The sequence below is a fragment of the Allobosea sp. genome (assembly GCF_017308075.1).
Lineage (GTDB): Bacteria > Pseudomonadota > Alphaproteobacteria > Rhizobiales > Beijerinckiaceae > Allobosea.
The window spans coordinates 26,148-46,199 of sequence record NZ_JAFKFX010000039.1 but is presented as its reverse complement, the minus strand read 5'-3'; the positions used below and the strand labels follow the sequence as shown (position 1 = coordinate 46,199).

Here is a 20,052-nt window from a genome sequence, read left to right as displayed (position 1 = left end):
GTGGAAAGCCGGTCTGCGCGGTCATCGGGATGCCTCCTGCAAGCCGAGTTCGCCAGCGAGCGCGGCCAGCGCCGCGAGCGCGTCGGGATCGGCCGCGAGCCGCTCGCGCGCCGTCGCCAGGGATTTGAGAGCAGCCGGCCGATCCGCGAGCACGCTCTGCGAGCGGATCAGGCGCGACCACTCGGCCAGCGTGCCGCCGCCCTCGCCGAGCCTGGCGGCCAGGCTGTCGACCATGCCGCGGATCGCGGCCGACTGGTCCTGGGCGGGCAGTTTGGCGATCGCGGCCGCGGCAGAATCGGCAGGGCCCTGCAGGCTTTCGAGACGCGCCGCGACCGGCCCCCTCCAGGGTGCGTCCGCCGGCGCGCCGGCGAGCAGGGCCTGGAGCGAGGCGATCGCCTCCGGAATCTTGCCGTCCTGCTCCTGTCCGATCGCCAGGAAGAAGCGGGCGCGGGGATTGGCGGGGTCGAGCTTGACCGCTTCCGCCAGAGCCTCGCGCGCGCCGGCGGTGACGACGCCTCCGGCCGCCAGGATCAGAGCCTCGCCGCGCGCCGCATGGCGCTCGGCAGTCGGACCATCCAGGCGGATCGCGGCGGCGAAAGCCTTCGCGGCGTCCTCGAAGCGGCCCTGCCGCAGATAGACCGGCGCCAGCACCGACCAGCCCTTGCCGTCATTCGGATTGGCAGCGAGATGGGCCTCTATCCGTGCCAGCGCGATCGCGAAATCCTGCCCGGCGGCATCGGATTTGAGGCGCGCCGCCAGCGGCTGGTCCGGCATGCTCGGCGAGCCATAGGCGCCATAGACGAGCAAGGCCAGCAGCGGCACGCAAGAGAGCGCGATCGCCGAAGCGGCGCGGCGCCGGCGCAGGGAAGGTTCGCTGTCGCCCGCAGGCGCGGCTTCGACCTCGGCCGCCCGCAGCAGCCGGCGCGCCGCCTCGGCCTTGGCGGCCTCCGCCTCGGCGGCACCGATCAGGCGACGGCCGAGATCGCGCTCGATCTCGGCGACCTGGGCCCGGTAAAGCGAAGCCGCCCCCGCCGTGTCGGCGAAGATCGGCGGCTGGCGGCGGCCGAGCGGCCAGAGCACGGAGAGGACCGCAGCCCCCGTCATGACCGCAAAGATGATCCAGATCAGCATCGGCCGTTCATAACCAATCGCGCGACGCGCTTCATGCCCGAAGATGGCGACAAAGGGTCACGCGGGCAATGCGCGGCATCAAACAGCCGGCAGAATCAGCCGGGCCCTGAGACCGCCCAGCGGCGAGTGCTCGAGCGTCAGCCCACCGCCATAGAGCTTGGCGAGATCGACGACGATGGAGAGCCCGAGACCCGACCCCGGCGTGGTCTCGTCCAGCCGGCGGCCGCGCTTGATCACATCGGCCATGGCCTCGTCCGGCAAACCGGGACCGTCGTCGTCGATCAGCAGGGCGAGGCGCCCCTCCGGCAGGTCGCGGCCGGTGTCCAGGCTGACCCGGACCTGAGAGCGAGCCCATTTGAAGGCGTTGTCGAGCAGGTTTCCGAGCATTTCCTCGAGATCCTGCCGCTCGCCGCGGAACCTGGCGTCGGATGCGACGTCATGCCCCCCCCGGACGGCGCGCCCATGCGCGATCTTCTGAAAGGTCCGGATCAACGCATCAAGGGAAGGTGCGATCTCGGTGACGCCGCCGAGCGCACCGGACAGTGCCGCCGCCCGGGCACGGTCGAGATAGTACTGGACCTGATCGCGCATGATCGCCGTCTGGTGGCGAACGGTCTGGGACAGCGGCCCCTGCGCGGCTTCAGCCTCGTTCTGCATCACGCTGAGCGGCGTCTTCAGTGCATGAGCGAGGTTGCCGACCTGCGTCCGCGCTCGCTCCAGGATTTCGCGGTTGGCGTCGATCAACTGGTTGAGCTCGCCGGCGAGCGGAGCGAGATCAGGAGGATATTCGCCGCCGATGCGGGCGCTCTCGCCGGTACGGACCTTGCCGACGGCAGAGCCGAGACGAACCAGGGGGCGCAAACCGAAGCGGACCTGGATCAGGGTCGAAGCGACGAGCGCCAGGCCGAGCAGCAGGAAGGTCAGGGTCAGGGCGAAGCGGAAATCGCGGATATCGCCGTCGATCTCGTCGGCGGGGGCGGCGACGCCGACAGTAAAGCGGCCATCCTCGCCGACATCGATCTCGCGCTCGAGAATGCGCAGCTCGCGATCGTCAGGCCCGGAGATATAGCTTTCGCGCAGGCCGCGCGCATTGGGCCGCAAGGGCTGGTCGAGCAGCTTGGGCAATTGCCCACCGACCAGCGAGCGCGAAGTGCGAACGTTCGGGCGCTCGCCGTCGAGCCTGATGATCTGCCAGTACCAGCCGGACAGCGGCAGATCGAAACGCGGCTCGCCGAGATCGCCGATCGCCTGCCGCTCGGCTTCGGGCGGGGCGGCGAGATCGGCGACGAGTTCCTTGATGTAGACGCTGAGGCGCTCGTCGAAGCCGCGCTCGGCCGAACGGCGGTAGAAGGTGGTGAGGCCGAAGCCCGCGAGGATCAGCACCAGCGCGCAGCAGATCACCGCCGAGACGAAGAGCCGCGCCCCGAGCGAGAAACGGCGTCGCGAGGCGGGCATGATGCGCGTCAGGCCTTGGCGGCCGCGGCGATGTAGCCCAGGCCGCGGACGGTTTCGATGATCTCGACCCCGAGCTTCTTGCGCAGACGGCCGACGAAAACCTCGATCGTGTTGGAGTCGCGGTCGAAATCCTGGTCGTAGAGATGCTCGACCAGTTCGGTGCGCGAGACGACGCGCCCCTGATGGTGCATCAGATAGGCCAGAAGCCGGTATTCATGCGAGGTCAGCTTGACCGGATTGCCGTCGACGACGACGCGGCTGGCGCGCGTATCGAGGCGGACGGGACCGCAGGTCAGTTCGGAGGTAGCGTGCCCGGCAGCCCGGCGTAGCAGCGCGCGCACCCGGGCAAGCAGTTCCTCGATATGGAAAGGCTTGACGACATAGTCGTCGGCGCCGGCGTCGAAGCCGGCGACCTTGTCGCTCCAGCGGTCGCGCGCGGTCAAAATCAGGACGGGCATCGTCTTTTCCGCCCGGCGCCAGCCCTGGAGCACCGAGACGCCGTCGATCTTCGGCAGGCCGAGATCGAGGATGACGGCGTCATAGGGCTCGGTCTCGCCGAGATAGAGCCCCTCCTCGCCGTCGAAAGCCTTGTCGACGGCATAGCCGGCATTCTCGAGCGCGTTGACGATCTGGCGGTTGAGGTCCTTGTCGTCCTCGACGACGAGCAGTCGCACGGCGGGATCACTCCATTGCAAATGTCAGGGGGAAATAGCCGAACTAGCGGATATCCGCCACCTTGCCCGAATGCCCGTCGAGGGTCACGCGAGCGACCCGCCCATCGCGCTTCAAGGTCGTGACGACATAGACATAGTCGTCGCCGAGCCGGCAGAGGCGGATCCGGACGACCTCTCCGGGCGCCGCATCGCGCGCGTGCCGGGAGGCCGCAGCCGGCTGCATGACCTTGCCTTCCGAAACCGCATCGCGTGTCTCGCTGGCCGACAGGCAGGAGATTGGCGGCGCGGTGTCGGCCGTGATTACCGGCGAAGCCGCGAGCGTCAGCGTGGCGAAGATGGCGGTGGTCGGAGCGAGCGGCATCATCAGCATGCGCTAATCCTGCCCGCGTGAATGCGCCATGAACACCCCTGCCCGGCAGGTTTCCGAAGCGCTGAAGGCCGGGCAAGCCCCAAGCATTTCCGGCCCTCTCCTGAAACGCGGCGATTCCCCGATAGGCCGGTTTATCGCATTGTCTTCACGCAAACCGATACCCGCTTCGTTCGAAAACACGTCAGCTCAGCGAATCGTGACGAGGCCGCGCCAGGCCTGCCCGGCGCCAGCCGCGGTGCTGAGCTGCGCGACCGCGATGTCCAGCTGCGGCTGCACCGCCCCGAAATCCGCGATCTCACTGGCGGAAGTGTAGAGCAGGCTCGGACGGTCGGTATCGATGATGCGTATGACCGCGCCCGCCCGATGGATGGTCAGCCGATAGGCTTCGCTTTCCTCGCCGAGGGGCGCCTCGAAGGCTTCCCAGGAATCGCCGTCGATGCGCGTGCGCCTGATCCAGCTCAGCATCACGCCCTCCGTCAGGCGGCGGGCCCGCGGATGTACCGGCGCCAAAGGACGCAATGCCAGGCTGCCGACGGTCGCGACGAACTCGCGCATCGCCGTCCCGCCCAGATCGGCGTTGGCAGGGCCGACCCGGTAGCGCCAGGCACGACCGATATCGTCATGGGAGGAGCTCAGCGGCTCGAGGGCGCCATCGAGAACGACCAGGCGTGAACCGGCCGCCAGAACCCGCCCGGTGGCCGGCTCGGAGCCGCCGAGGCCGCGGACCAGATGCGAAAGCCGAAAACGCCGCGGACCGATCAGCTCGACGCGCGCGGCGGTCAGGAGCTCGACCACACCGTCCCCGTCGAGCAGGGCGAACGCGTTGGCGCCGGCAAGGGCCGCCTCCTGCGTGACCGAGGCCAGCGCACCGCCTCGCAGGCGGATATCGACACTGGCTTGCCGATCCGTCCGCCAGACCGGCCCGGGCGCCAGCACGGTCAGCGTCTCGCCCATGAGCGATGGTGCCGCCACGAGGCCGTGCAAGCCGAAAGGCATGCCTTCCGCCGCACGCCAGATCGCCAGCGCACCCGGCCAGGGATCGGCGAAAGCCGCGAGGTATTGCAGTGCCGGCGGATTTTCGCGGGCGATCGGCAGATCTAGCACCAGCACATCCGGGCGGCCCGCTACCCGCGGCGCGAGCTTCACCGGGCGCGCGGCCACTGCGCCCGGCGCGGCGGCCCGGTAGATCGCCGGTTCGACCGCCCGGGCGCTCGCCTTGCGCGTGCTGCCGTCGCTGATCCGCACGAGCCTGAACAGGCGGGCATGCCCGGCGACCTCCAGCGAGACGACATCGCCAGGCTCCAGATCGATGCAGCGGGGAGAGAGTTCGAGCTCCAGCGTCTCGCGACCGGCCCATGTTTCCTGGAGACGTTGCTCGGCCAGGCTCTGGCCCTCGCTGCGCCGGGTCACGATGGCGGTTTCAATCGCGCTTTCGCGCCGGGCGGCACCGGCAAGCCGGCGCGAACGCGCGGCAACGCGGCGATAGTCGCTGTCGCCATCGATATGAGCGAGGCGCAGCTCGCGCGGCAGTTCGCTTTCCTCCGCCCGGCGAAGCTCGAAAGGCTGCCCATCGCGATCCAGCACCAGATCGTCGGAGGAAAGCCGGCGCGGGACCGCAGCGCCGCGGCCCCGAAAGCACAGCCGGCCGGAAGACATGGTGACGTCGAAGCCGAAAGCTTGGGCGAGCGGTTCGAGAGCCTGCCGCGCCGAAAGCGGCCGGTCGAGGACATAGCCGTCGAGGAAGCCGTCGATCGCGATCTCGTCGGGGACCGGCAGCCCGTATTCGGCGAGGATCGCTCTTACCAGCCGATCCAGCGTCGCCCCTTCGATCCGGCCGTTGATCCAGTGGCCGGTGTCGTAGTTGGGACCATCCGCCCAGACCGTTTCCAGCTCGGGAAAGGCGGGGAAAGGCCGCGCATCCCAGGTCCAGACATAGACATTGGCTGGATCGACCATGCGCCGCCCGCCCGGCCCGAAAATCGGATTGATCGCCGGATCGAAGCCTGGCAGCGCCGGATCGAAACCGGAGAGGAGCGCCTCGAGGCCGCGCGCCTGCACGAGATCGTCGCGAGCGCGGGTCGAGAAATGCGGATAGCCGCCATCGACCGACTTAGGATCGGGGAACACATTCGGCGAATTCCCGCCCTTGTCGACCGCAGGCAGCCCGATCTCGGTCAGCCAGATCGGCTTCGAGCCAGGTTGCCAGGGCGTGGCGGAGCCGAGCTCGAAGCCGAGCCAGCGTTCGACATGGAGGTTGGACCACCAGCCCGGCAGGTCCTTGGGCCGGAAGATCCAGGGCTTGCCATAGGCCCCGTCGCTGATCGGCAGGCGCGTCTGCGCCTGCCGATCAGCGAGGGACAGATAATACCAGTCATAGCCCTCGCCCGAGACCAGCCGCGCGCGAAGATGGTCGACATCGGCCGGCCCGCGCGCCAGGGCGATGTCGGCATGATCGGGCGTATCGCGCCAATCGGTCAGCGGCGCGTAATAGTCGATGCCGATCGCGTCGATGTCAGACGAGGCCCAGAGCGGATCGAGCGGAAAACGCACTTCGAGCCCGCCGTCTCGGACATGGGCACCGTACTCGGTCCAGTCGGCGGCATAGACCAGCTGGGTCGGGGCCGGCAGCAAGGCCCGCACCTCGGCCGCCAGAGCGACCAGCCCCTCGACCATCGGATAAATGCCCGGCGCGCGGCGCACCCGTGTCAGGCCGACCAGCTCCGAGCCGAGAATGAAGCCGGCGACCCCGCCGGCCGCCCTGGCCAGCATCGCGGCATGCAGCACCGCGCGACGAAATCCCCAATCCTCCGGCACCGCGCAGACGACCCTGTCGCCATCGAGCGAGAAATCGCTCGCCCGCGCCGAGCCGAGGAAGCTCGCGATCTGCGCGGCGGCCACCGCACCACCATCGGCCGTGCCCGGCCGATCGGGCGCGGGCGAGCAGCTCAGCCGGCCACGCCAGGGATAGGGTGGCTGCGCGCCAGCGCCGGAATGGGGATCCGGCAGGGCATTGTCGGCCGGGATGTCCATCATCACGAAGGGATAGAGCACGACCTCCAGCCCATAGACGTCCCGCAGCCTGCGGATCAGCGCGATGACGCTGTCGTCCGAGGGCGTGCCGCCATAGGCCGGCTTGCCACCCGACCGGCTGACCAGGCGCGCCTCGGCACGTCCGAGCCCGGCCACCGACCACTGCGCGCCGGACGTCGTCTTCTCCGTGATCTCGACGCGCGGCGTGATGGTGCAGGAGCCGGCGCGCAGATCGTCGCCGAACCAGCTCACCACCAAGGAGACCCGCCGCAATTGGGGGCAGAGCGCCAGGAGATGGCCGATCGCGCCATCGACATCGGTCGCGCTGTGCCATTGATGGCGATTCTCGGCGAGGCTGACGCCCGGCTCGGGCTCCTGGTTCACCAGCGTCGGCTGATAGATGAACTCGCTAGCACCCGGGATCAGCGTCACGGCACGGATCATGCCGCCGAGCCCCGGCACCGCGCACACCACCTCGAAGGAGAATTGCGGCACGCGATTGCCGTAGTCGGCGAGCGGAAAATGCTCGAACACGACATAGGCCATGCCGCGATAGCCCGGAGCAGCGCCCGCTTCCTTGGCAGAGATCAGCGGGTCGGGCTGCTGATCGGGAAAGCCGCGATGGACGCGCAGCGTCACGGCATTGAAATCGATCTCGCGGCCATCGGCCCAGATCCGGCGCACGAAGGCGATCGGCCCCTCGCATAGTCCGATGGCGAGGTTGGCGTAGTAAGAATACGTCGTCTCATAGGTCTTTTGCGCCTTCTGCCCGCCCTTGCCGCCGCGCTTGCTGCGGCTGACCGTGGTCGTCACCTCCTCCTCGAACCGTGTCGCCCAGATCAGCTGCCCGCCGATCCGGACACGGCCATAGACGCGCGGGATCGCGGCCCCCTCCGTCGAGGCGAGACCGTCGATCTCGGTCAGGCGCGGCCCTTCGATGACCCGCGTTCCACCGCCGCCACCGAGCAGCGACTGGTCGAGCCCGGCCCCGGCGACGGCGCCGAGCGCCCGGCCGAGCATCGCGCCGGCTGGGCCGCCGAGCATGCCGCCCAGCACCGAGCCGGCGACCTGAAGAACGAGCGTAGCCATCAGCAATCCAGCTCCGGGAACGAGAAGGCGTGACTGCAATGGCGGCGCCACCAGCCCGTGAAGGCGACCTCGCTGACCGCAGCCCCGTCATGAGCGTGCAGGATCCGGCCCGGCTCGGTCAGGATGGCGCAATGCGCCGCAGGCCAATGGTCGCGCCAGCGAAAGAGCAGGATGTCGCCGGGAAAGGCCTGAGCCGGCTCGATGGCGGCCAGATGGCGCATCGCCGCGAGCGCCAGGGTCTCGTCGGCGGCATGCTGTGCCCAATAGGGGTCATAAGGCGGCAGCGGCTCGGGTTCGTCACCATAGAGCTCACGCCAGACGCCGCGCACCAGGCCGAGGCAGTCGCAGCCGACACCGCGCAGGGAGGCCTGATGGTGATAGGGCGTGCCAAGCCAGGACCGGGCCGTCGCGACGATCCGGGCGCGCCTCGCGGTTCCATCGTACCTCGCCGCATTCATCGGAACAGGCTCCCGCCGTCGAACGGCCCCGCGCCAGGATCGGAGGCGCGAACGCCGCCGATGATGAAGTCGTTGCCGGGCAGATGCGGGAAGCCGCGGAAATTGACGCCGTTTCCGAACTTGGACCGGCAGGTCGCGAAGCTCTTGCCGCAGCCGGCCGAAACCGTGAAAGCATCGCCGGCCGCGATCGGCGCCGGAGCGGCCTGCCAGAGCTGGAAGCTCACTACGCCATCGGCGTTGCGATGGCTTTTCACCTCGGTCGCGAAGCCGAGACTGGCGCCGCTGGTAAAGCTCAGCTTGCCGCCGGCGTAAAACCCGTCGGCGGAGCCCGCCAGGCCGTACGCCGTCAGTGTCAGCCTGCCATCCGTCGTGGCGACGCTGGCCTGGGCCTGTCCGATCGCGGCGCCGCAGCGGCCGTCGCCGAGATCGGCGGAGCAGGACGCGATATAGAGTCCGCCACGCTCCTCGTCGAAGGCCTTGCCGAGCCCGCGCACCTCCGCGCTGAAATGGCTGTCGCCTCGCTTCACCTCGCCGACGAAGCCGGTCTCCAGCAAAGCGCGCTGGCCGATAGCGGCCCAGTTCACCAGCCAAAGCGAGACCCGGGCATCGTCATAGAGCCCGCGCGACAGTTCGGCCTCGCTGAGCCCGCTGGCAACGAAGGCGCCAAGCACCTCGCCACCACCGGTCGCGAAGCCGAGTTCGGCCGTCGCCTCGGCCGCCTCGAGCCCCGATCCGGCCCTGTAGAGGATGCCGTCGAATGCCAGGTCGCGATCGTGGTCGGTGAAGCCGAGCACGGCACCGTCGCGCCGTGTCAGGCTCCAGCAGCGGCAAAGCGTCGTCGCCTCGCCGGAAAGATGGGCGGCGAGCGCGGAGGATAGAGTGCGCATGGGCTTGGCCTCAGTCGACGATTTCGACGATCGGAATCTTCGGGATGTCGCCGGCCTCGAAGGCGGAAAGGTCGACCTCGATCATGTCGAGGTCGAAGCGCACCGGGACGTCGAAGGCGAAGCCGGCGCTGACGAGTGCGTCCGCGGCCGGGGCGTGACCGACGGCGAAGGTCAGCTGCCCCGTCGCATGGTCGCAGACGACGTTTCCGGGCTGGGCCTGGACGACGCCGTCCACGGCGACCTGCACCGAGCCGAGGACCGGCTTGGTGATCCGCCGGACATAGGGCGCATGCAGGCCGCCATAGAGCTTGCCGAGCTGGAAGACGCGCGTCACCCCGTCGCCGATGCCGATCTGCTGATCGCTCGCCGCCGGCTCGCCGGAGGGCACGCAGCTCTTCCAGTCGAGCCGATCGCGCCAGCGGAAACCGTAGAGCCGACCGCGACGCTCCTCGAAGAAGGCTACGATCGCCGCGAGCTGATCGAGCGTGCGCACGCCGAAGCCGGCATCATAGCGCCGGCGCGAATGGGCCCAGCGGCTGTTGCGGACCTCCCGGCCGGAGGCCAGCGTGACGACCTGCGTCAGCCGCTCCGGACCACCGCGGGCGCCGCGCGCGATCTCGATCGGGAAGCGTTCCTCATGGAAGCCGCTCATGCCGCATTCCTTGCTTGTTGGGGCGTGGCTGCCGGCTCATGCCGCACGGGCCGGTCAGAGCGCACGGTTGCCGCGCGCCACCGCCCGCGCGATCGCGGCCGAAACCTGAGCCTCGGAGCGGCGGAAACTATCGGCGTCGGGGGTCGAAACCTGGACGACGACGCTGACCGGCCTGCGGCCATCCCCGCCGCCGGCGCGCACGCCGAGCTTGCCGTCGGGGCCTCGCGAAAGCGGCATGATCGCCTCGGCGCCGCGCTCGCCCATCAGGCCGAGGCCGCGTCCCATGGCGAAATAGGACGGCGCCGCAACCACTCCGCCATCGGCGAAGACCGACACGGAGGGGGCGACATTGCCGCCAAGCCCGTTCGAGAACAGCCCGGCCAGGCTCTTCAACCCTGAGCCCAGCAGTCCGGAAAGCTCGGTCTGCAAGGGCTTCAGCGCCGATTTCAGCAGGCTCTCGCTCAGGGTCCGGCCAACGCTGCGCAGTACGTCCTCGAAGCGCCGGCCCTCGATGACGCCTCTGGCGAAGGCACCGCTGATCGACCGTCCGAAAGCTTCGGAAGCGCGAGTCAGGCCTTGCGTCAGCCCGGTCATGGCGCGCAGCCCGGAGAGATCGAATGAGGGTGTGTCGTCTTCTGACATGGCGATCGGTCCTTCGGTTCCGGCTCAGCCCGAGGTCACGGCCCGTCGGGATGGTCACGCATCAGGGCCTCGAGCGTGCCGCGCGCCGGCGGCTCGCCTGCAGGAGCGCGGCGAAGAGCTTCGCTCGCCGCGAAGATCTCGCGCGGGCTCGCCGCCCAGAAAATCTCGGGCGGCCAGCGCAGTTGGCCGAGCCCGAAGGCCATGACCTCGCGCCAGGGGAACGGGGCGGGCGCCGCCGGTGCGGCTATGGCACCGGCGGCGACGGAGGGCGCGCAGGCTCGCCCTCGCCCACCGGTGCGAAGGTCGCGTCGAGCAAAGCGATCGCCGCCGCGATGGCGCCGTTCAACCCGCCATCGAAGGCGAGCGCCGCCACCTCGTCATCGGCCAGCCCGACACCTGCGCCACGAAGGCCGGCCGCGAGGATGCGGGTGACATCGCGGGCGGACAGCCTGCCGGTGGCGAAACGTTCGCCCAAAGCGGGCAGATCCTCGACGGCAAAGGCGTGCTCCAGCTCGGCGAGCGCGCCGAGGGTGAGCCGCATCGGCCGCGCCCTACCCTCGACCATGAGGGCGACCTCGCCCCGATAGCGATTGACCATGGACGGATCTCCTCAGGCGAGCGTGAAGACGAGCTGTCCGGCCGATTCCAGCGAGAGCTCGAAGGTGACCTCGGCGGCGTGGTCGCCGCGATATTCGAGCGTCGAGATCTGGAACGGCCCGGTGATCACGCCGAAATCTGGCACCACCACCTGCCAGTCGCGAATGCTGCCGTCGAAGAAAATCTGCCGCACCAGCGCGTCCGAAACCTCGTCCTTGAAGATGCCGGCGCCACTGATGCTGGCCCGCCGCATGCCGGCTCCCGCCAGCAATTCGCGCCAGCGTCCGGCCGATTCGGCATGGGTGACGTCGACCGCCTCGGCATTGAAGGCGATCTGGCGGGCGCGCAGCCCGGCGACGGTAACGAAGCTTCCGCCTGCATCGGATGCCTTGAGCAGCAGGTCCTTGCCTTTCTGGGCCGGCATCGGCTGTTCCTTTCCAGTGTTCTCAAAGGGTTTCGGTGACGGCGCGGAAGCGCAGTGTCACCGTCGGAAGCTGGCTACTGGCATCGCGAGCGAGCCGCGAGGACAGCCAGGTCAGATTGATCAGGCGATGCCCGTCGAGCCCGAGCGGTGCACCGTTCAGGCTGGCGACGATTGCAGCAGCCGCCTCGAGCGCCTGGCGCGCGGACGCGCTTTCGCCGGCCCAGACCACGAGGCCGAAGCGTTGCTCGCAGCCGGAATCGCTGCCGGTCGACCAGTCAGCGGCCTCGACCTCGCCATGGACGAGATAGGTTCCCTTCGCGGCGCGCGGCGGCTCCTCATAGAGCCGGCCGGCTCCGATCAGGGCGGACAGGCCTGTGTCGGCGGCCAGATGCGCCTGGACGGCGCGGCGCAGGGCAAGGACCGCTCCGCTCATGGACGAACCTCCTCCGCCAGGCAGACCAGGCGCCGGCGTCCGCCATCGGGGTCGGCGACGGCGCAGATCTCGAAAATCTGTGTCGCATCCCGCAGCCGCTGGCCGGCATCGACCCCGGCGCGCCAGCGCAGGCTGATGCGATGGCTGAGCGCCTGCTCGGGACGTCCGGCGCGCCAGCGCTCTTCGCCCGACAGCCATTCGACCCGTGCCCAGACCGCTGCGACGAGCTCATGGCTCCGCATCTCACCACCGCTTCCGTCGGACACGCCCACCGGACGCTCAAGCAGCAGGCGCCGCCGCATCGCGCCGACCGGGCCGGATCTGAAAGATTCGTCCATCACCGCCTCCGTCACAGCTTCAGGCGGCGAAAAGGGGCGAGGAGCGCCGCGATCTCGGCCGGCAGCTGCGCGGCATCCCGGCTGGCGACGTCACCGCGCTGCTCGAACCAGCGGCAGGCCAGCCGCAGGACAGCCTGGCGCAACGGCGACGGCACCAGATCCGGCGTCGCCCCGAAACCGGCGACGACATCGATCTCGACCGCCTCCCGCTCGCGGCCCGGTATCGGCACGGACCCGGAGACCGCAATGACAGGCGGGTCCATGCCCTTGATCAGGACAAGCGAGGAGGCGGCCACGATCTGCGCGTTACCTGCGGCGTCGTAGACCCGTGCAGCGATGATGCGCTGGACCGGCGAAAGCGGCAGGCGCAGCTCTCCGCCGACCGGCCAGCGGTCGAGCACGAGGCGCCAGCTCTGGTCGATCAGCATGCGGCCGGATGCGGCCTCGACCATCAGACGCGACGCCGTGACGAGCATGCCGAGGAGTTCGTCCTCGTCGGTAGCATCGAGCCGCAGGAAATCCCTGGCCTGCGCCAGCGAGACGGGCTCGATTGCCGGCGGCGAGATCGCGAGCGGCGTCATCCTGGCCGTGTTCATGGCCTCTCCCTTTCCGGGGTTTGAACGAAGGAGCCGATGCGCTATCCAGCGCCCTCCCAACTGGAGGGCGTCATGCGCGACGGCACAGCGAAATGGTTTGCCGGACTGGCGGCCGGGGCAACGGCGCTGCTGGCCTCGCCGGCCGGGGCGGTGGTCGGCGGACACGAAGGGGGACCGCAGGCCAACTCGACCGTAATGGTCCTCAACGCCCGCGGCGGCGTCTGCACGGGCATCGTGCTGTCGCGTCGCGTGATCCTGACAGCGGCGCATTGCGCCGACGGACGCACCGATCTGCGCATTCATTGGCGCGAAGGCGGGGAACCCGTCCTGGTCGAACCCGCAGCGGTCGCTCTCCACCCGGAGTTCAACGCAAAGGCGGTCGCAGCCAGGAAGCGCTCGATCGACCTCGCGCTCGTCCGTCTCGCAGCACCGCTCCCGGCCCGCTTCTCGGCGGCGTCGCTGGTCGACGGCCCCCTGCCGCGCGCCGGCACGGCGATCACGCTCGCCGGCTATGGCGTCTCGCGCGAGGGCGAAGCGAGATCGACCGGCACCTATCGTTCGGCAGCGCTCGCCACCGTCGAGCCCTATGGCCCCGGCCGGGTTCTGATCTGGACGGCAGATCCTGCCGGCGGCGGCAAGCGCGCGGCGTCAGGCGCCTGCCAGGGCGATTCCGGCGGCCCGATGCTCGATCATGAAGGCGGCATCGTCGCGGTCACCAGCTGGTCGACCGGCCCCGGCGGCAAGCAATGCGGCCTGCTCAGCCAGGGCGTTCTGGTCGCCCCGCAACGCAGCTGGATCGACCGGACCCTGTCGGGCTGGGGCGAAAGCATCGATTGGACACAGAAACGCTGAGACGCAATGCGACAGATCGGAACCTGATCTCGGCGGCCTTCCGACTCTGTCGGAGGCGGGCGCGGAGAACGGCACTGGACTGCGCCGCAGCAAACCATAAAGTGACGCCATGGTCGCAATGAAACCGATCGCATCTCGCTCCCGCCGTCCGTTCAAGGCGGCCGTCATCCTGTTTGCAGCCGCGCTGCAGGCCACGCCGGCAAGCGCGGTCGTCGGCGGCGTCAAGTCGCGCTCCGCCGATGGCGTGCGTGCCTCGACCTTGCGGATCGAGACCAGCCGCGGCGAACTCTGCTCCGGCGCCGTGATCTCGACCGAGCTGATCCTGACGGCGGCGCATTGCCTGATGACGGGCGGCTCGGTGCGCGTCATCAGCCTCGACCGGCGCTTCCGCAGCCGCACCCATGCCGTCGCGGCCGTTCTGCCGCACCCGACCTTCGTGCCCGGCACGACGCCGCGCACCCAGCCGGGTGCCGACCTCGCGCTGATCCGCGTCGCCAGCCCGCTGCCTGCCGATCTCGAGCCTTTGACGCTGGGCGGCGGGCTCTGGCAGGGCGAGACGGTGACCATGGCCGGTTTCGGCCTGGCCTCAGAGAAAAACAAGCGCACCGCCCGGGTGCTGCGCGAGGCGACGCTGGTCAACGCCGGCAACTACACCACCGCGAACACCGTCAAGGTGGCCGTCGACACCGAGAACCGCGGCGAAGTGCCGGGCGCCGGCGCCTGCCGCGGCGATTCCGGCGGCCCGGTGCTGCGCGGGCCGCCGGGTTCGCGCGATCTCGTCGGAATCGTCTCCTGGTCGAGCGGTCCATTGAGTTCGCGCGTCCGGCTGATTTGTGGCGGCTTCACGGCCATCACCCCGATCAGCGAGCACCGCGCCTGGATCAGCGAAGCCAGCGCTCGCCTGCTCAATTATGGCGACGATACCAGGCAGGTCCGCGACGATGCGAACCCGAGCGCCAGCTACAGCTGGTGGTTCGGCCGCTGAGCCGACGAGTGCCGGCCGCAGCCCTCAGGCGGAGAACTTCAGCCCCTTGATCGCGGCGAAGTCCTGGACGCCGCCGCCGACCCGCTTGGTCGTGTAGAACAGCACATGCGGCTTGGCGGAATAGGGATCGCGCAGGATCCGCACCCCGGCCCGGTCGACCACGAGATAGCCGCGCCGGAAATCGCCGAAGGCGATCGCGACCGAGTCGGTCGCGATGTTCGGCATGTCCTCGGCCTCGACGATCGGGAAGCCGAGCAAAGTCGCCTGCGCCCCGGCTGCGGCCGGCGGCTGCCAGAGATACTGGCCCTTGTAGTCGTCAATTTGACAGGTGCCGATTCGCACGACATAGCCCAGGCCATGAACGTCCACGCTCCCGTCCCGACTTCGAACCTCTCGCATTTGTACCGTCGCGTTTCGAGCGCTTCTCAGCTTGCCGGTGATGGTCTCGATCGGCAGTACAAGGGCACGCTTCGCTACCTGAAGGAGAAGGGGCTCGTGGTCGTCCGGGAGTACGAAGACCGTGGCGTCTCCGCGTTCCGTGGCCGCAACCGTCGCTCTGGCCAGTTAGCGACGATCCTGGAGAACATTCGTCGCGGCGTGATCAAGTCGGGTGAACACCTGATCATCGAAAGCCTTGACCGTCTCTCGCGCCAGCCCATCTTCGACGCTCTCCAGACGATGAAGGACATCTTGAGCGCGGGCGTCACGATCCACTCGGTTTTCGACGGCCTCCCCTACACGCTGGAAACGGTGAACCGCGAACAGTGGCGCGCGAACCAGTTGCTCAACTCGATGATGCGCGGCCACGAAGAAAGCCGGATCAAGAGCGAGCGCGTGGCCGAAGCGTACGAGAACGGACGCCAGACCGGGAAGATCGTTGCCGGGCGTATCCCGACTTGGCTGAGGATCGAGAAGGACAAGGACGGGAAGAAGGTCTTCAAGGTCAATGACGACGTGGCCAAGATCGTCAATGACATATTCGAAATGGCCCGCGACGGCCTGTCCTCGTACAAGATCGCGCAGGAGTTGAAGCGTCGTGGCATCGCGCCGTTCGGTGAGCAGAGGAAGCCGATCGGGTCGAAGTCCAAGGGCTCTCATCACTGGAACGCCACGTCGATATTGAACATCCTGACCCGGAAGACAGTGCTCGGAGAGTACCGCCCGACGATCACGAGCTACGATGAGAACGGCAAGCGCATCATGACGCCCGCAGGAGTTTTGCCGAACTACTACAAGGAGATCGTCACCCCTGAGCTTTGGCAGGCTGCGAACGACGCAATCCAGTCCCGGAAGCGTCGCGGCAGCATGGGACAGGGTCGGAAGGGTGCGGACTTCGCGAACATTTTGAAGGACACCACGATCTGCTCGCACTGCGGCAACCCGATGCACATCAAGGTTCAGCGAGAGCATCGCACGCTCGCGAGGTACACCCGGCTTCGTTGTGCCGGGAAGAGCGAGGGCGTGTGCGGAAACAGCCGCTCACCCCGTTACCTCGTGATCGAGAACGCCGTCCTGGACTTCGTATCGGAAGTTGAACTGGTCGATCGTCGCTCGGACGAAGCCGCCGCTCTCCAACGGGACATTGCCACCGAAAATCTGAGGGTCGAATCTCTCGACGATCAGATCAGGACGGTGATCACCAACTTCCTTTCGACCCAATCGTCTGTTGCTGTTCAAATGGTCTCTGAACTTGAAGCGGAGAAGGCCAGGTTGGTATCGAGCCTGGAGACCAAGCGGTCGAAGCTGGCAAGCATCGCGTCCAGCCAGTCACCGGAAGACCGCAAGACGGCCCTCAAAGAGCTTCGGGCAACGATGGCGGCCCTGGAGCCGGTGGACGGTGACAATGAGGCTGAGAAAACTAGCAAGGCCGCTCAGCGCTACGCTGTGCGGGCCAAGCTTAACCTCAAGATCAAGGAAGTGATTGACCGGATCGAGTTCTCGAAAGACGGGACCGACTTGGTTATCATGCGCGATGAAAGCGTTTTCTACGCGTTCGAGGACAAGGTCAACGGATTGCGGATCACGAAGTTCACAGCGCCTCGCGAGCGTGATCCAAGCGTTGAAGCGACATTCGAAGGGCTTCAAGCCTGAGGGCAACATTACGGCCATTGCCAGCGCCTGGGAATCGAGAACGGTCGCGTCGGACGATCTAGCCGCTGCCGCTCGACGTGACGGTGCAACTCAAGTTCGGTACGCAGCCCATTCCGTCACGCGCCGTTCTTTGGCCGCCCCCTCCTCCGCACAATGCCATTCGCTTCTTCCTTCGCTTTGATTTCCGCCCTCCTCTCACGCTGGCTGGCCGTGTTCCGCTTGCGCTTCTCCTCGCGACTCAGCGGTGTCTTCTTCGCTGACGCCGCCGCGCTGGGACGAACTATTTCCATGATGTTGGCCTCATACACGGGCATTGTTTCCACATCGGTGATGCCGATCCCGCGCAGATAGATTTCGAGGTCTTCGGCCTGAGCGAAATCGTACAGGTAGATGTCGTAGCTCCCGGCGTAATCAGGCCGCCTGATCGCACCTCTCATCACGAACTGGCGGATATCCTCGAACTCGCGGGCGCGGCGGATGTCGTCACGATTGAGGCCGAGCAGGTCGATGATCGAAGCGTCATCGGCCTGGGGCTTCGACGAGTAGATGAACATGCACGAGGTGTGGTGGATTAGGCTGTTGGTCCCCGCCTGCTTCGGCTGGCATAGGGTACCAGGAAAGCGGTTGCGAAAAACCGACCGGATATCCTCGTTGCAGGACCAGTAGCCCGGCCCGCCGATTGTCTCTTGATGTCGCGAGACCTGTACGAGGCAGCGGTTGCCATCGTCTGTTTCCCACCATGCGGTCGAACCCACGTGGCGAGCCGTATAGAAGTGAATCCTTACACGCGGGCTCGCGCGTGGTTTCCCAACCCCCAAATCGATCGGGGCGTAGTTGATTGCTCCACCCGAAAGCCATTTAGCAGCCCGGCATGGAAGACTCTCGAAATAGCCCGCAGCCGTGAACGTCACCGAAGCGCACTGGTCGAGCACCAGGGGCGTCCAGATCGACCACCAGCGGACTTCGCGCCGAGCAATTTGTGCGTCCTGCCAATCGCCTACGTCAACGAAGACGGCACGATGCGGATTAGAGGCGTACGTATGGAACCTCGTCAGATCGTTCGAACCTTCGGCAGCGATTTGATGGCGGGTTAGCCGGGGTGCGCCATCACGCGGAAGCGCCTGCCAGACGCGACCGCCGGGGAGCGGGTCCAGCCGGTAATGGCGTTCAAGCACGCTCCACGATGCACTGGCCCGAAAGGTGCCGGAAACAACACTACCGTCGAGATTCTCGTCGATCCCGGTATGCCAGCCCGCGAGCAGTCTTGGATCGAGGTCGAGCAAAGCCGAATGAGTGATCATGATCACGACATGGCTCAGACCTGCATTCGCCTTCAGCGCCTTTTCGATCTGGCGACCGACCTGCCTGCGATGGCTGGGCTGCTTGGAGTGGTAAGACACGATGAAAGGCCGCGTACCAACTTCCTTCGCCTTCTGACGACAATAATCGGCCTGTTCGTCGATCAGTGGCGTGCGGGGGAAAGCAACGAGGTAGCGCCCTGGCACGGATACGAACTGATCGAGTAAGGTGAGCGTTTTGCGACTCCCAGGAGCGCCTTCGTATACAATAATATCCATCTAAAATATCCGTATCTAAAATCTGTCATTTGCCCTTCTATATAAGGAAGAGATGACACATTATTTTTACCTCGACGGGACTCGATTCCTCAATTTACTTTTGCAAGCCCGCCGAGTGTGGCGTCGAGCGCCCACAGCCCGCAGGGCGCGGGCGCGAAGACGGCGCTCTCGGAACGACGGGGCGCGTCGCGCCCCTCGTCAGCATGGAATGGATCGAGCCGAGACCTGGGCTTGATCATGACGCCGCTCACGCTCAGCCGCTGGCGCGGCCGAGCGCGATCCGCGTGCCACGTCCGGCCTTCGACGCAACCGGGCGCTATGCGCCTCGGGCCTCGAAGCCCGCGTGGCGGGGTCGAGATGAACAGGGGTTTTCGTTACCTCGACCAAAGGAAAGTCCCCTGCCGCCGGAGGCGGCCCGGCTCAAAAGGGCGAATGACAGATATTGAGGTCGCCGCGCGTCGCGCATGAACGGCAGTGTCGAGGGGTCGAATTCGACTGAATCACGCGCTCGAATTGATGCGGACCGGCCCTACCTCGCGGCCTCTCTGACGGCAATAGTCGGCCCGTCCCACCGCTTCCCCTCCCCCCGACTGCCGTCGCGCGCACGACCTCGACGAAGAGAGGCCCTCCCCCCGGCGAAGCTGCCATTCGAGTTGTCGAATTTCCGGGATGTCAGCGATGCGCGGTCAGTGGAGCACCGCGAAGCCGAACTTCATAGCTCACCGGCTCTTTGGCCCCGCCCCTGACCTTCGAGGCGCGCACCCAGACCGACTTCTCGGTTCCGCCTTTCGGCCGCTGATAATAGCCGCGCCGATCATGCGGAATTGGCGAGGCGTGCGTCCCCTTCGAGCCCACCCGCGACTGGACGCCAATCCACTCGTTCAAGGGCTCAGGAGAGACATAGACCACTCGCGTCGTCGGCACTTCATCTTCACCAGCCTGTTTGCGGCGGTAGTTCATCGCCTTGTGAGCGTTCGAAGGCGGGAGCATTTTCCATGTGGTAATCTGGTCTTCGGCGCGAAGGTGAAGGAGCATTACGAACACATCTAGCCAATTTCCCGCACCTTTCAGTATTCTCTCCGTATCGGAGTATCTATTGAGGTGATCGCCTTCTTTAAACTCAACCGGGTTGATTTCACGAACAGTCCTAAACGACCCGAGCCCACACTCACCAAGCCACTCGAACGTCTTGACGAGCGGGTCGAAGACGAAAACCTTCGCGACGTAGGGCGATTTGAAGCCAGCGGTATCGATCGCAGGGCCGAACCCTCTATTGATGAGAGTGACGAAACGCCTGGAGTGCATGCTGAAGACAACCGCGAAATCATCTCCAGGAAGGCTCAAGCCGCCACCGTCATTGATAGCAAATGCGGCTTTGCGGAGCGAATTGGCCTGTTCGAGGCTGAGCCGGTCCCGCATATCGGCAAAATCGTAGCTATTAACCGCTACATTCCAAACATCGTCGAGGTGTGCGGCAAAGCGAACGCCTTCAAATTTCTGCATTAAGAACGGCCGACAATCTTCGGTGTCGTGGCTTTCGACGAACTGGCGGAATCCAATAGTCATCTCGGGAACTCCCTTGGTCGTGCTCCTGGGTGAGATTTCGGGGTGAAGACGCGGCTGCTCGATCGCGGCGAACGGATTCGCCGACGTTGGCCGGATCGCGGTCAGTATGAAGGGTTATAAGACGAAGTCGTTCGTTGAGCGGGCGGGGTCGAAATGCATGATGGGTCTACCTTCCTGGTTGACCCGTATCCTCTTGAGGCCGTGG

20 protein-coding genes and 1 pseudogene are annotated in these 20,052 nt (G+C 66.9%); 3 read left to right on the top strand and 18 right to left on the bottom strand.

Annotation, left to right across the window (positions count from 1 at the left end):
- Positions 1 to 21: 21 nt before the first annotated feature.
- From ccmI to J0J10_RS20220, 15 genes are all read right to left on the bottom strand, one after another.
- Positions 22 to 1,131: a c-type cytochrome biogenesis protein CcmI gene (ccmI, locus tag J0J10_RS20290; protein WP_291648678.1), complete on the bottom strand. Its 1,110-nt coding sequence runs from the start codon at positions 1,129 to 1,131 to the stop codon at positions 22 to 24.
- Between the two features lie 78 nt (positions 1,132 to 1,209).
- Positions 1,210 to 2,586, bottom strand: coding sequence for a sensor histidine kinase (locus tag J0J10_RS20285; RefSeq protein ID WP_291648676.1), 1,377 nt, complete (start codon positions 2,584 to 2,586; stop codon positions 1,210 to 1,212).
- Positions 2,587 to 2,594: 8 nt separating this feature from the next.
- Positions 2,595 to 3,260 carry a response regulator transcription factor gene (locus tag J0J10_RS20280; protein WP_291634883.1) on the bottom strand — a complete coding sequence of 222 codons (666 nt, stop codon included), beginning with the start codon at positions 3,258 to 3,260 and terminating at the stop codon, positions 2,595 to 2,597.
- Positions 3,261 to 3,303: 43 nt separating this feature from the next.
- Entirely contained in the window at positions 3,304 to 3,630 is a 327-nt protein-coding gene (locus J0J10_RS20275) for a PepSY domain-containing protein (RefSeq protein WP_291634881.1), read from the bottom strand.
- A gap of 186 nt (positions 3,631 to 3,816) precedes the next feature.
- Positions 3,817 to 7,749, bottom strand: coding sequence for a baseplate multidomain protein megatron (locus J0J10_RS20270; protein ID WP_291648674.1), 3,933 nt, complete (start codon positions 7,747 to 7,749; stop codon positions 3,817 to 3,819).
- Entirely contained in the window at positions 7,749 to 8,207 is a 459-nt protein-coding gene (locus J0J10_RS20265; protein WP_291648672.1) for an NlpC/P60 family protein, read from the bottom strand. The genes J0J10_RS20270 and J0J10_RS20265 overlap by 1 nt, the downstream gene beginning before the upstream one ends.
- The gene (locus J0J10_RS20260; protein WP_291648670.1) at positions 8,204 to 9,094 is read right to left on the bottom strand and encodes a DUF2163 domain-containing protein; all 891 of its coding nucleotides are present in this window, start codon (positions 9,092 to 9,094) and stop codon (positions 8,204 to 8,206) included. The genes J0J10_RS20265 and J0J10_RS20260 overlap by 4 nt, the downstream gene beginning before the upstream one ends.
- Positions 9,095 to 9,104: 10 nt before the next feature.
- A complete protein-coding gene (locus J0J10_RS20255) occupies positions 9,105 to 9,746 on the bottom strand; it encodes a DUF2460 domain-containing protein (RefSeq protein WP_291648668.1) in 642 nt (213 codons plus the stop codon).
- Positions 9,747 to 9,800: 54 nt separating this feature from the next.
- Positions 9,801 to 10,388 (bottom strand): phage tail tape measure protein, encoded by a 588-nt coding sequence (locus J0J10_RS20250; protein WP_291648666.1) that lies wholly within the window; start codon positions 10,386 to 10,388, stop codon positions 9,801 to 9,803.
- A gap of 35 nt (positions 10,389 to 10,423) precedes the next feature.
- On the bottom strand, positions 10,424 to 10,636 hold the full coding sequence (locus J0J10_RS20245; RefSeq protein WP_291635034.1) for a phage tail assembly chaperone: 213 nt from the start codon (positions 10,634 to 10,636) through the stop codon (positions 10,424 to 10,426).
- Positions 10,633 to 10,986: a gene transfer agent family protein gene (locus tag J0J10_RS20240; protein WP_291648664.1), complete on the bottom strand. Its 354-nt coding sequence runs from the start codon at positions 10,984 to 10,986 to the stop codon at positions 10,633 to 10,635. Before J0J10_RS20240 ends, J0J10_RS20245 begins: the two co-directional genes overlap by 4 nt.
- A 12-nt stretch (positions 10,987 to 10,998) precedes the next feature.
- Entirely contained in the window at positions 10,999 to 11,409 is a 411-nt protein-coding gene (locus J0J10_RS20235) for a phage major tail protein, TP901-1 family (RefSeq protein WP_291648662.1), read from the bottom strand.
- A gap of 22 nt (positions 11,410 to 11,431) precedes the next feature.
- Complete coding sequence (locus tag J0J10_RS20230) at positions 11,432 to 11,842, bottom strand: DUF3168 domain-containing protein (RefSeq protein ID WP_291648660.1); 411 nt, start codon at positions 11,840 to 11,842, stop codon at positions 11,432 to 11,434.
- Positions 11,839 to 12,180: a phage head closure protein gene (locus tag J0J10_RS20225; RefSeq protein WP_291648659.1), complete on the bottom strand. Its 342-nt coding sequence runs from the start codon at positions 12,178 to 12,180 to the stop codon at positions 11,839 to 11,841. Before J0J10_RS20225 ends, J0J10_RS20230 begins: the two co-directional genes overlap by 4 nt.
- A gap of 11 nt (positions 12,181 to 12,191) precedes the next feature.
- A complete protein-coding gene (locus J0J10_RS20220) occupies positions 12,192 to 12,776 on the bottom strand; it encodes a head-tail connector protein (RefSeq protein ID WP_291648657.1) in 585 nt (194 codons plus the stop codon).
- Between the two features lie 72 nt (positions 12,777 to 12,848).
- Between J0J10_RS20220 and J0J10_RS20215 the strand changes: the two genes are divergently transcribed.
- Positions 12,849 to 13,628, top strand: a complete 780-nt coding sequence (locus J0J10_RS20215) for a S1 family peptidase (RefSeq protein WP_291648655.1) — start codon at positions 12,849 to 12,851, stop codon at positions 13,626 to 13,628.
- A gap of 109 nt (positions 13,629 to 13,737) precedes the next feature.
- Positions 13,738 to 14,613 carry a S1 family peptidase gene (locus J0J10_RS20210; RefSeq protein WP_291648653.1) on the top strand — a complete coding sequence of 292 codons (876 nt, stop codon included), beginning with the start codon at positions 13,738 to 13,740 and terminating at the stop codon, positions 14,611 to 14,613.
- A 24-nt stretch (positions 14,614 to 14,637) separates the two neighbouring features.
- Here the strand turns inward: J0J10_RS20210 and J0J10_RS20205 are convergent.
- Positions 14,638 to 14,928: pseudogene (locus J0J10_RS20205) on the bottom strand (phage major capsid protein); the annotation flags it as partial.
- Between the two features lie 42 nt (positions 14,929 to 14,970).
- Here J0J10_RS20205 and J0J10_RS20200 point away from each other — a divergent pair.
- A complete protein-coding gene (locus tag J0J10_RS20200; RefSeq protein WP_291648652.1) occupies positions 14,971 to 16,704 on the top strand; it encodes a recombinase family protein in 1,734 nt (577 codons plus the stop codon).
- A gap of 116 nt (positions 16,705 to 16,820) precedes the next feature.
- Here the strand turns inward: J0J10_RS20200 and J0J10_RS20195 are convergent, their stop codons facing one another.
- Together J0J10_RS20195 and J0J10_RS20190 are read right to left on the bottom strand one after the other, a co-directional pair.
- Entirely contained in the window at positions 16,821 to 18,281 is a 1,461-nt protein-coding gene (locus J0J10_RS20195) for a hypothetical protein (RefSeq protein ID WP_291648650.1), read from the bottom strand.
- 672 nt (positions 18,282 to 18,953) lie between these two features.
- Positions 18,954 to 19,847, bottom strand: coding sequence for a hypothetical protein (locus J0J10_RS20190; protein WP_291648648.1), 894 nt, complete (start codon positions 19,845 to 19,847; stop codon positions 18,954 to 18,956).
- Between the last annotated feature and the right edge of the window lie 205 nt (positions 19,848 to 20,052).

Bases quoted from the DNA above. Each gene is read 5' to 3' on its own strand.
- J0J10_RS20265 (WP_291648672.1), bottom strand. From the start codon at position 8,207: ATGAATGCGGCGAGGTACGATGGAACCGCGAGGCGCGCCCGGATCGTC.
- J0J10_RS20275 (WP_291634881.1), bottom strand. From the start codon at position 3,630: ATGCTGATGATGCCGCTCGCTCCGACCACCGCCATCTTCGCCACGCTG.
- ccmI (WP_291648678.1), bottom strand. From the start codon at position 1,131: ATGCTGATCTGGATCATCTTTGCGGTCATGACGGGGGCTGCGGTCCTC.
- J0J10_RS20230 (WP_291648660.1), bottom strand. From the start codon at position 11,842: ATGAGCGGAGCGGTCCTTGCCCTGCGCCGCGCCGTCCAGGCGCATCTG.
- J0J10_RS20250 (WP_291648666.1), bottom strand. From the start codon at position 10,388: ATGTCAGAAGACGACACACCCTCATTCGATCTCTCCGGGCTGCGCGCC.
- J0J10_RS20200 (WP_291648652.1), top strand. From the start codon at position 14,971: ATGAACGTCCACGCTCCCGTCCCGACTTCGAACCTCTCGCATTTGTAC.
- J0J10_RS20220 (WP_291648657.1), bottom strand. From the start codon at position 12,776: ATGAACACGGCCAGGATGACGCCGCTCGCGATCTCGCCGCCGGCAATC.
- J0J10_RS20225 (WP_291648659.1), bottom strand. From the start codon at position 12,180: ATGGACGAATCTTTCAGATCCGGCCCGGTCGGCGCGATGCGGCGGCGC.
- J0J10_RS20190 (WP_291648648.1), bottom strand. From the start codon at position 19,847: ATGACTATTGGATTCCGCCAGTTCGTCGAAAGCCACGACACCGAAGAT.
- J0J10_RS20260 (WP_291648670.1), bottom strand. From the start codon at position 9,094: ATGCGCACTCTATCCTCCGCGCTCGCCGCCCATCTTTCCGGCGAGGCG.
- J0J10_RS20235 (WP_291648662.1), bottom strand. From the start codon at position 11,409: ATGCCGGCCCAGAAAGGCAAGGACCTGCTGCTCAAGGCATCCGATGCA.
- J0J10_RS20270 (WP_291648674.1), bottom strand. From the start codon at position 7,749: ATGGCTACGCTCGTTCTTCAGGTCGCCGGCTCGGTGCTGGGCGGCATG.
- J0J10_RS20195 (WP_291648650.1), bottom strand. From the start codon at position 18,281: ATGGATATTATTGTATACGAAGGCGCTCCTGGGAGTCGCAAAACGCTC.
- J0J10_RS20210 (WP_291648653.1), top strand. From the start codon at position 13,738: ATGGTCGCAATGAAACCGATCGCATCTCGCTCCCGCCGTCCGTTCAAG.
- J0J10_RS20285 (WP_291648676.1), bottom strand. From the start codon at position 2,586: ATGCCCGCCTCGCGACGCCGTTTCTCGCTCGGGGCGCGGCTCTTCGTC.
- J0J10_RS20255 (WP_291648668.1), bottom strand. From the start codon at position 9,746: ATGAGCGGCTTCCATGAGGAACGCTTCCCGATCGAGATCGCGCGCGGC.
- J0J10_RS20215 (WP_291648655.1), top strand. From the start codon at position 12,849: ATGCGCGACGGCACAGCGAAATGGTTTGCCGGACTGGCGGCCGGGGCA.
- J0J10_RS20240 (WP_291648664.1), bottom strand. From the start codon at position 10,986: ATGGTCAATCGCTATCGGGGCGAGGTCGCCCTCATGGTCGAGGGTAGG.